General features: G+C 38.9%; 10 protein-coding genes. 8 read left to right on the forward strand and 2 right to left on the reverse strand.

The features are described 5' to 3' along the window. From R6U02_RS01285 to R6U02_RS01295, 3 genes are all read left to right on the forward strand, one after another. The coding region (locus R6U02_RS01285; protein WP_410261818.1) for a winged helix-turn-helix domain-containing protein at positions 1-372 on the forward strand (372 nt) is incomplete at its 5' end. Then, the gene (gene pnpS / locus R6U02_RS01290) at positions 369-2165 is read left to right on the forward strand and encodes a two-component system histidine kinase PnpS (protein WP_410261819.1); all 1797 of its coding nucleotides are present in this window, start codon (positions 369-371) and stop codon (positions 2163-2165) included. The genes R6U02_RS01285 and pnpS, both read left to right, overlap by 4 nt. Positions 2166-2439: 274 nt before the next feature. Further along, on the forward strand, positions 2440-3297 hold the full coding sequence (locus tag R6U02_RS01295; RefSeq protein WP_410261820.1) for a helix-turn-helix domain-containing protein: 858 nt from the start codon (positions 2440-2442) through the stop codon (positions 3295-3297). Between the two features lie 120 nt (positions 3298-3417). Here R6U02_RS01295 and wrbA read toward each other — a convergent pair whose 3' ends face one another. After that, the gene (gene wrbA / locus R6U02_RS01300; RefSeq protein ID WP_410261821.1) at positions 3418-4029 is read right to left on the reverse strand and encodes an NAD(P)H:quinone oxidoreductase; all 612 of its coding nucleotides are present in this window, start codon (positions 4027-4029) and stop codon (positions 3418-3420) included. Between the two features lie 149 nt (positions 4030-4178). Then, complete coding sequence (locus R6U02_RS01305; protein WP_410261822.1) at positions 4179-4580, reverse strand: YtxH domain-containing protein; 402 nt, start codon at positions 4578-4580, stop codon at positions 4179-4181. Positions 4581-4872: 292 nt separating this feature from the next. On the opposite strand from R6U02_RS01305, the gene R6U02_RS01310 reads away from it, so the two are divergent. The 5 genes from R6U02_RS01310 to rpsN all read left to right on the forward strand — a co-directional run bounded on the left by R6U02_RS01310 (position 4873) and on the right by rpsN (position 8807). Beyond that, positions 4873-5514, forward strand: coding sequence for a phosphoribosyltransferase (locus R6U02_RS01310; RefSeq protein WP_410261823.1), 642 nt, complete (start codon positions 4873-4875; stop codon positions 5512-5514). A gap of 288 nt (positions 5515-5802) precedes the next feature. Continuing rightward, positions 5803-6714 carry an NADP-dependent oxidoreductase gene (locus tag R6U02_RS01315; protein WP_410261824.1) on the forward strand — a complete coding sequence of 304 codons (912 nt, stop codon included), beginning with the start codon at positions 5803-5805 and terminating at the stop codon, positions 6712-6714. Positions 6715-6799: 85 nt separating this feature from the next. Continuing rightward, the gene (locus R6U02_RS01320; RefSeq protein WP_410261825.1) at positions 6800-7969 is read left to right on the forward strand and encodes a hydroxymethylglutaryl-CoA synthase; all 1170 of its coding nucleotides are present in this window, start codon (positions 6800-6802) and stop codon (positions 7967-7969) included. A 324-nt stretch (positions 7970-8293) separates the two neighbouring features. Next, complete coding sequence (gene rpmF, locus R6U02_RS01325) at positions 8294-8458, forward strand: 50S ribosomal protein L32 (protein ID WP_410261826.1); 165 nt, start codon at positions 8294-8296, stop codon at positions 8456-8458. Between the two features lie 79 nt (positions 8459-8537). Beyond that, positions 8538-8807: a 30S ribosomal protein S14 gene (gene rpsN, locus R6U02_RS01330; protein ID WP_410261827.1), complete on the forward strand. Its 270-nt coding sequence runs from the start codon at positions 8538-8540 to the stop codon at positions 8805-8807. Positions 8808-8927 lie beyond the last annotated feature (120 nt).

Raw genomic sequence — 8927 nt, forward strand, 5'->3', positions numbered from 1 at the left:
ATCAAAGCTATCATACGCAGAGTCGAGAAAAACAGCAAACCTGAAGAATTATCCGAAACAACTGAAAAGATCATTAAATTCGATGATATCGTCATCTATCCTGAAAAATTCGAAGTATATGTGAAAGAGAAAAAAGTGGAGTTTACACCCAAGGAGTTTGAATTGTTGGTTTATTTAGCGGAAAATAAAAACCGGATCTTGAGTCGCGAACAGCTCTTACTTGCTATATGGGACTATGACTTTTCCGGAGAAACACGGATCGTCGATGTGCACATCAGCCACTTGAGAGACAAGATCGAAGAAAATCCCAAAAAACCTTACTACATCAAGACTGCTAGGGGATTTGGTTACAAATTAGAGGTACCTAAATGAAAAAGATCCAATCGAGAATGATCATTATCTTTACACTCATTCTCCTATCTTTTTCCATTCTTTTTGTGTATATGATGTCCTCCGTCATTGAAAGGCAAGCCATCGATCAACAGGCAGAAGCGCTGAATGTTCAATTGGTGACACTGGAAAGTCAACTAGAGAGCGAAATGACAACCGTTGAAAATAGAGACAGACTTATCACTCAGCTGGCTTCTGCATCTGAGGTCATCAATGAGAGAATAACCTTCATCGGTTTAACGGGAGAGGTTTTATATGATTCGCATGCCTCCTTGGATACAATTGATAACCATCTGGATAGACCAGAAATAGAGCAGATCATTGAAGGGCAGGAAATCGGAACGTATTATCGCATCAGCGAAAGTACGGGAGATGTTCTTTACTACAGTGCCGCCCCCATTCGTACGGATGAAGGCACGCTTGCCGGCTTTATCAGACTGTCTAAGAGTGCTGAAGAGGTGATCGGTGTAACGGATGAATTAATGACCACCTTATTAGTGTTCATTGTGCTGTCTATTTTTGTTGCTGTCTTGTTCATACGTTATTGGGCGGAAAAAATAACGGCCCCCATTGAAAACATTAAAAATATAGCTAATGTCCTGTCTTTTCAGGACTATTCGGTCAGATATCGACCGGGTTCATACAAGGAAATTGATGAGTTGGGTGACTCCATAAATAATCTAGCAGTAAATTTATACAATCAAATGGGAGAAATAAAAGAAAATGAATTGAAATTGAAAGAGCTCGTGAATCATCTGGTTATTGGTGTCATGGTGGTCGAAAGAGATAAAACCATCAACATGGTCAATCCAATAATGAATGAAATACTTGGAGAAGACTTGAACAGCAAACAAGGGAAGCCGTTTTACGAAAGTCTGCACAGTTCTGAATTGATTGCCATAATTGAAAAGGCCTATGATAACCATGTTGTTCAAAATGAAGAAATTCAAATTTATTATCCGGAAGAGAAAATAGTGGATGTCCATGTTGTGCCCATTTCCAATGAATCCTTGGAAACGCTGAATTTTATCGTTCTGCTGTATGATATTACTGAGATCAGAAGACTGGAAAAGGTTCGTACCGATTTTGTGGCTAATGTGTCACATGAATTACGTACGCCGATCACTGCCGTTAAGGGCTTCAGTGAGACCTTGCTGGACGGCGCTTTATACGATGAAGATGTATTGGTGGAATTCCTGGAGATCATTTATAAAGAATCCAGTCGGTTAGACGCCATGGTCAATGATATCTTGCAATTGTCCAAACTAGAACAAAGAAAAGTTAGTGGGATAAAAGAAAAGATCCGTGTAAAAGACACCGTGGATGAAGTCATCAAAATCCTAAGCCAAAAAATCGATATGAAACAAATTCATATCAATATAAATGATAGCGAAAACGTTGAAATAGAAATGAATCCCGATCATCTAAAACAGATGATCATCAATCTAGTTGGCAATGCGGTTTCTTACACGCCAGAAAAAGGGAAAGTGACGATCGATATCGATACGCTCGATGACGAGTTGAAGTTATCCATCATTGACTCGGGAATTGGCATACCAAAAGATCAAGTGAGTAGAATATTCGAACGCTTCTATCGTGTCGACAAAGGAAGAAGCCGTAATGTCGGAGGGACGGGACTCGGCCTGTCGATCGTGAAATGGCTGGTTGAAAACAATGATGGACGTATCGAGGTAAAAAGTGAAGTTGGAAAAGGCACTCGCTTTACCGTCTGGCTGCCCCTCTCATCATCAAAAAAATCTAAAAAATACATTTGATACCATAAAGGTAGTCCGTTCTATCTTTATGGTATGTGTCCTATATTTTAAGACGGTAAAAAATCGAGATGAAGCACCTGTTACGATATAGATATATTAAAAAATTATAATAAAACTAATAAAAGACTAAAGATCATAATCTTTAGTCTTTTATTTATAAATAATAGTAAAGGCAGTTTTAGTTCTTAAAGTTGTAGAAATAAGCTTCACACTTATGTATAATGATTTAATATAACTAATATTATAATGGTAATATAATGAGAGGGCTTTGAGAATGAAAATTGGGGAGAAGATAAAGAATAGAAGAAGAGAACTGAAAATGACTCAATCTGATCTTTCGGATGGTATTTGCACGCAAGCGATGATCAGTCGGATTGAAAAGAAAAAAGTGAGACCTAGCAGAGAATTAATGGAAAAATTAGCTGAAAGACTAGAAGTTTCACTGCATTATTTTTACGGGGAAGATTCAATTGAGAGTCGGTATTCTAAAACCATGCAATTAAGTAAGTTAGTGCGGCAACATTTGGAACGAAGAGAATACGATTCCGTTTCTTATCTCATTGGATCAAACGAAAAACTCATCCAGGAAGCTATTGGAGAGGACCGGTTGTTCTTTGAGTGGGTCAAAGGTCTGTTGTTTGATTATCGTGATGGGGACAATGATAAAGCATTAAACTACTTGATTCGTCTGGAAAAAGAAATGAAAAACGGGGAATTGCGCGTTGAAGTTATTGATAGCATCGGTAATCAGTACTCGAAAAAAGAAGAATATGACCGAGCAGAAGAGTATTATCACAAAGGCTTCGACATGTTTTCTGAATGGATGAACCATGAGAAAAAAGCCAAGCTTTTGTTGAATTATTCGATTTGTCTTGCACGACAAGAAAAGTACAGTGAGTGCTTGAGTAAGGTTTTTCAAGGGCTCGATTTGGTGGTGGAACAGAAGACGTTATTTCTCTTAGGTGATTTTTTATATTATAAAGGGTATTGTCTGGAAAAATTAGAGCAAAAAGAAGATGCCTTAAATGCTTATAAACAGGCCTGGACTATTTTTGATATTCAGCAGAATGAAAAATTTGTGGTCTCGATGCAACTGACCATTGACCGATTGGGAAAAGAGTTAATAACATAGACACAGGTTTGTATCCATCATTATAAAAAACATATTCGCCATCATATCGTCGACATGACGTATTAATGGCGAATGTGTTTTTTATTTACATAGATAATATGATCAATCCTTTATGAAAAATCAATTTTCCCCGTTTACAATGCGAGCAGCCACGTCCAGTGTACGGGTGACCTGATGTCTCACTGCGCCTTCAACGTCTTCTTGCATTTTGCCGTCTTGGCTAACCGACACAGATGTACCGTAAGGATTTCCGCCGGCACCATACAATACCGGATCTGTATATCCGGGCGTTACAATGATCGTGCCCCAATGCATCATTGATGTGTAAAATGATAAAAGTGTCGCTTCTTGTCCGCCATGTGGGTTTTGAGCAGAAGTCATCGCACTCACGACTTTATTGACTATTTTACCATTAGCCCATAAGCCACCTTGTAGATCCAGGAATTGTTTCATTTGAGAAGGCATGGTACCAAAGCGAGAGGGTGAGCTAAAGAGTAGAGCGTCTGCCCAGATAATATCATCCGAAGAGGCCTCTTCAACGTCTTGGGTTGCGTCGTAATGTCTTTTCCAAGCTGGGTTTTTTTCGATCGCAAATGCTGGAGCCAGTTCTTTTACTTTACGCAAGCGAACTTCCGCGCCGTTTACTTCCGCTTCTTCTTTGGCCCACTGCGCTAATTGGTAATTTGTTCCGGTTGAACTGTAATAGATGATAGATAATTTGATTTTTTCCATTGATATCCTCTCCCTTTAATTCAGAGTTTTAGTATCTCTAATTAGAGATACCTAAGATTCGTATAATAACTGAATGAGATATATCTGTAAAAGTTTAATTTTTTCAGAAAAAAAGACCCCCGAATCATTCTTCGAGAGGTCAAAATTAATTAAACTTTATCGTTTGAATCAGCCGTATCATCGTTTTTGCGGATTTTTTCAGAAGCATCTTCAACTTCTATGGACACATCCTCATAGGCATCTTCAGTTGTATCTTTGACTTCTTCTTTCAACGTGCGTGCTTCATCTTTGATTTCTTCTGAAGCATGATGCAGCTGTTCACGTAAATCTTTAGCTGTTTTACTTATTGTCAGCTTGATATTTTCTGTTGCAGTTTCAGCTGTTTGTGACATTTCATTAGATTTCACTTTCGCTTTGTCTGCATAGTCACCTGCTGTTCTTTTTGAATCGTCCATTCTTCTACGTAAATCTTCACGCGTTTCTTTACCGCTCTTAGGCGCGAACAATAAACCTAAAGCAGCTCCAATTAATGTACCTTTTATAAATGACATTTTACTTCCTCCTTGGTAATTAAGTATTAACACTATCTCTTCATATTATAGAGCAAACACTTGGGTTTTTATATTAGAATCACTCGAAACTTATAAATTAATAGTAATTCAATCCGTGTACTTTGCAGATCGAAGGTTCAGTTAAATATGATTTTTCTTTAAAAAAATGATTGAAAAGCGAACAAATCATTCTAATATTAGGAATTTTTTATTCATGTTATACTAAATACAAACTTTAAAGGAAAAACAGTTGGTAGAAAATGTTGGTTAGTTAATTGTTCTGGGAGGGATAATGATGAGATTTTATGATCGGATAGATGCAGGAAAGCAATTGGCCTCAGCACTTCAAATAACAGATGCTGATAATGCTGTTGTTCTGGCTTTGCCGCGGGGAGGCATTCCTCTAGGTATAGAAATCGCAGAGAAACATCACCTACCCTTCGACATGATCATGTCGAAAAAAATTGGTCATCCTTTTCATTCGGAGTATGCTGTTGGCGCAGTTTCGGAACATGGGGAACCCATTTTGAACAGATCAGTCACCGACCGATTAGATCCGGAGTGGATAGACAATGAAATTGTTGGTCTGCGTCAAGCGATGGAAAGCCGCCGAAATAAATATTCACAGGTGCTTTCTCAGCAGCCACTCAAAGATAAAACCGTTGTTTTAGTAGATGACGGTATCGCGACGGGCTTAACGATGAAAGCGGCGATTGAGGCTGTTAAGAAACAAGGAGCCAAGGAAATCATTGTAGCCGTACCTGTAATACCTGAAGATACGTATCATGAGTTGCTGGATTTAGTTGATCAGGTTGTGGCGATAGATGTTCCAGAAGTTTTTCTTGGTGCGGTCGGAGCCTACTATAGTCATTTTCCACAAGTGGAAGACCAGGAAGTAATCAAAATTTTAAAATCATTTTCACAGACGGAATAGATAGATTGTTTCTGTCAATCGAATCTGATCGAAGTATCCAAAGGGTAGATTATTCAACATTCTGATCTTTCATAAGCTGAATCTTGAAATAAGTTAAACTTGTTTTAAAATTCAGCTTTTTTAGTTTGAACAAATCGAGTTCATTAGCCAGTTCGTTAACTATCAGTAAAACAAGTCATATGACAGCACGAGTGGTTCTTTGGACAACAATCTGTGCGAATCAACATCCGGTTTAAGCCTGTTGTGATAAAATCATGGAGAAGATCATGCTAAAGGAGTGTGCCAAAAATGAAAGCTATTATTATAGAAGCATTTGGTGGAGCGGAACAATTAAAGTTGAAAGAAGTGGACAAACCAAAATTAAAACCAGATCGCCTGCTTGTTGAAGTATACGCCACGAGTGTCAATCCGATCGATATAAAACGGCGGAAAGGCTCATTTGGCGGCAGCTTACCGATGATCGTCGGTAATGACGTTGCCGGAAGAGTGATCGAAGTGGGAGCAGACGTCAAAGGATTCGAAATTGGAGACCGAGTGATGGCTAACGGGACCAAAACGTATGCAGAAGTCGTTTCGGTCCGTCCAGACAGAACGGTCAAGCTAAGCGAGACTATTCCATTTGAAGAGGCTGCAGCGATTCCCTTGACCGGACAAACGGCGTATGAAGCGATCGTCACACGAGGACAAGTAAAGAGCGGACAAAGGGTGCTGATTCATGCTGGCTCAGGTGGCGTCGGGACGCTCGCTGTTCAAATAGCTAAGGTCCAGGGAGCCTGGGTTGCTTCCACGGCAAGCGGGAGCAATCAGGAGCTGCTTGAATCGCTTGGCGTTGATCGACCAGTCAACTATGAAGAGGAAGCGTTTGAAGAGGTATTAGAAGATATCGACTTGGTCTTCAATACAATTGGGGGAAAGGTCTTGGAAAAAAGTTTGTCGCTGATTAAAAATAAAGGCAGACTTCTGTCTATTGCCGGAGATCCGAGTGAATTAGTTGATACAAAGATTTATGATGCGCATTATTTCTCGATGAAGCCGACAAAAGAAGCGCTCGAACAGCTTCATGAATGGTTGGTGGAAGAAAAGTTGAAACCGATTATTTCAGAAGTATATCCATTTTCGGAAGCGGCTGTACAAGACGCACATAAAAATAGTGAAGATGGACATGTTCGAGGAAAATTAATCATAAAAATGAAAGATTAAATCATTTCTTAATTCTTTTTTAAAGAAGCTTGGGTATACTGTATAAGAATGAGTAAGTGAGAGTTGTATTTAGGAGGATAAGTGATTGAATATCGGGATAGACAAGATCGGTTTTTACACGCCTGATCAATATGTAGATATGGAAAAATTGGCTGAAATTAGAGGTGTCGATCCAGCAAAATACACGATAGGTATTGGACAAGAAAAAATGGCCGTCGCGCCTCTTCATGAAGATGCTGTAAGTATGGGTGCTAATGCAGCATTATCCATATTAGATGGTGAAGACAGAGAGAAAATCGATTTGGTTTTATTCGGAACAGAGTCCGGTGTCGACCATTCAAAATCTGGAGCAGTATGGGTCCACCATTTAACAGGCATACAAGAAAATGCCTGTTCGTTTGAGCTTAAACAAGCGTGTTACGGTGCGACGGCGGGAATAAAAATGGCCATGGGCCACATTGCTTTAAATCCTGACAGTAAAGTGTTAGTAATAGGCGCAGACATTGCAAAATACGGTTTAAATACAACCGGAGAACCGACACAAGGTGCTGGAGCTGTGGCGATGGTCCTTTCAAGTGATCCACACATATTTGCCTTAGACAACGACAGCGCTGCTTTGACTAAAGACATTTCGGATTTCTGGAGACCCCTGTATTCAGACTTTGCCTTTGTTGATGGCAAATATTCCAATGAATCCTATCTTTCTTTTCTTAAAGCTGTCTGGGGTGTGTATAAAGAAAAAACACAACGTGATTTAAAAGACTTTGAAGCGTTGTGCTTCCACTTGCCTTATACGAAGATGGCTAAAAAAGCAATTTTAACTTTGACAGAAGAAGCGAACGAAGAGGATGCAGAACGTCTGATGAGTCATTATCAGAATAGTATCGTGTACAACAAACAGGTAGGTAACGTCTATACGGGTGCGCTCTATCTCAGTCTGTTGTCCTTACTTGAACAAGGACCGGAATTAAAAGAAGGATCACGTATCGGTCTGTTCAGTTATGGCTCAGGGGCCGTCGGCGAATTCTTCAGTGGCGTCGTTCAAGCTGATTATAAACACTATATAAATAAAGAAAATAATGAATCACTGTTAAACACACGTCGTGAATTGACTACGGACGAGTATGAAGCAATTTCAGAAAAAGCTTTACCTAAAGACGGCTCGAACATCGAAATAAATAACGATCAGGTTGTTGAAGGAAGAGCATATTTAGCAGCTATTCAAGATAACCTTAGAAAATATGCAATCAAGTAAAAATGCCAAAGTTAGATTAGGGAAATGTGGTTCAGTTATACTAGTGATCGAAACTCTTTGTATGGTGAAATAGTTTGATCAAATCAAAAGAATCTATTCAAAATATTAAATCAAAGTATCAGCCAAAAGCTGGTGCTTTTTTGTGTTTCGAGAATAAACTGAAAAAATAAGCGGGCAGCTTCCCAAAAAAACGGATGGAATCTAGGCACTTATTTGAAGTAATTGAAAATATACGATTTATTACTTGAATTTATGGAATACATGTAGTAGAATTACAAAACGTAATCATTACGATTTAGAAGATGAAATGAAGGAGCAGTTATTATGGCGGTACCCAAAAGAAGAACATCGAAAGCGAAACAAAGAAAAAGACGCGCACATAAAGGTTTGGATATGCTTGGTGGACTCTCATTCGAGGCCTCTTCGGGTGAATACCGTATGAGTCATCGTATTTCAAAAGATGGTTATTACAATGGGAAAAAAGTGTAGATAAATAGAGAGAGACTGTAGGTTTGTTTTTGTAGTGGGAAATGTTAGTGTTTTTTAAAAAATAGAGGGAGTGTTACTTTTGGCTAAAAAGAGTAAAATCGAAAAATTGAAACGTCAGGAAAGAACTGTAGAAAAATATGCTGAATTGCGTAAAGAATTAAAAGAAAACAAAGATTATGACGCATTGGCAAAATTACCGAAAGATGCTTCGCCTACACGCTTGCAAAATCGTGACAAAATTGATGGAAGACCTAGAGGGTATATGCGTAAATTTGGTATGTCCCGTATCAACTTCCGTAAATTGGCACATGAAGGTAAAATTCCTGGTGTGAAAAAAGCGAGCTGGTAAATCTGAGGGGCAACGGAGCTTGATCAGGGAAATGCGATCGAAGTGAACAAAGATACTTATTACAGTAAGGAGTGAATGAATATGGCTGAAAAAACAGATGTGTCTACGGCTCGGCGGATA

Origin of the sequence: Alkalibacterium sp., assembly GCF_046484155.1 — a bacterium.
Classification (GTDB): domain Bacteria; phylum Bacillota; class Bacilli; order Lactobacillales; family Carnobacteriaceae_A; genus Alkalibacterium.

Coding starts and splice junctions, on each gene's coding strand:
- pnpS (WP_410261819.1), top strand. CDS start 369: ATGAAAAAGATCCAATCGAGAATGATCATTATCTTTACACTCATTCTC.
- R6U02_RS01295 (WP_410261820.1), top strand. CDS start 2,440: ATGAAAATTGGGGAGAAGATAAAGAATAGAAGAAGAGAACTGAAAATG.
- wrbA (WP_410261821.1), bottom strand. CDS start 4,029: ATGGAAAAAATCAAATTATCTATCATCTATTACAGTTCAACCGGAACA.
- R6U02_RS01305 (WP_410261822.1), bottom strand. CDS start 4,580: ATGTCATTTATAAAAGGTACATTAATTGGAGCTGCTTTAGGTTTATTG.
- R6U02_RS01310 (WP_410261823.1), top strand. CDS start 4,873: ATGATGAGATTTTATGATCGGATAGATGCAGGAAAGCAATTGGCCTCA.
- R6U02_RS01315 (WP_410261824.1), top strand. CDS start 5,803: ATGAAAGCTATTATTATAGAAGCATTTGGTGGAGCGGAACAATTAAAG.
- rpmF (WP_410261826.1), top strand. CDS start 8,294: ATGGCGGTACCCAAAAGAAGAACATCGAAAGCGAAACAAAGAAAAAGA.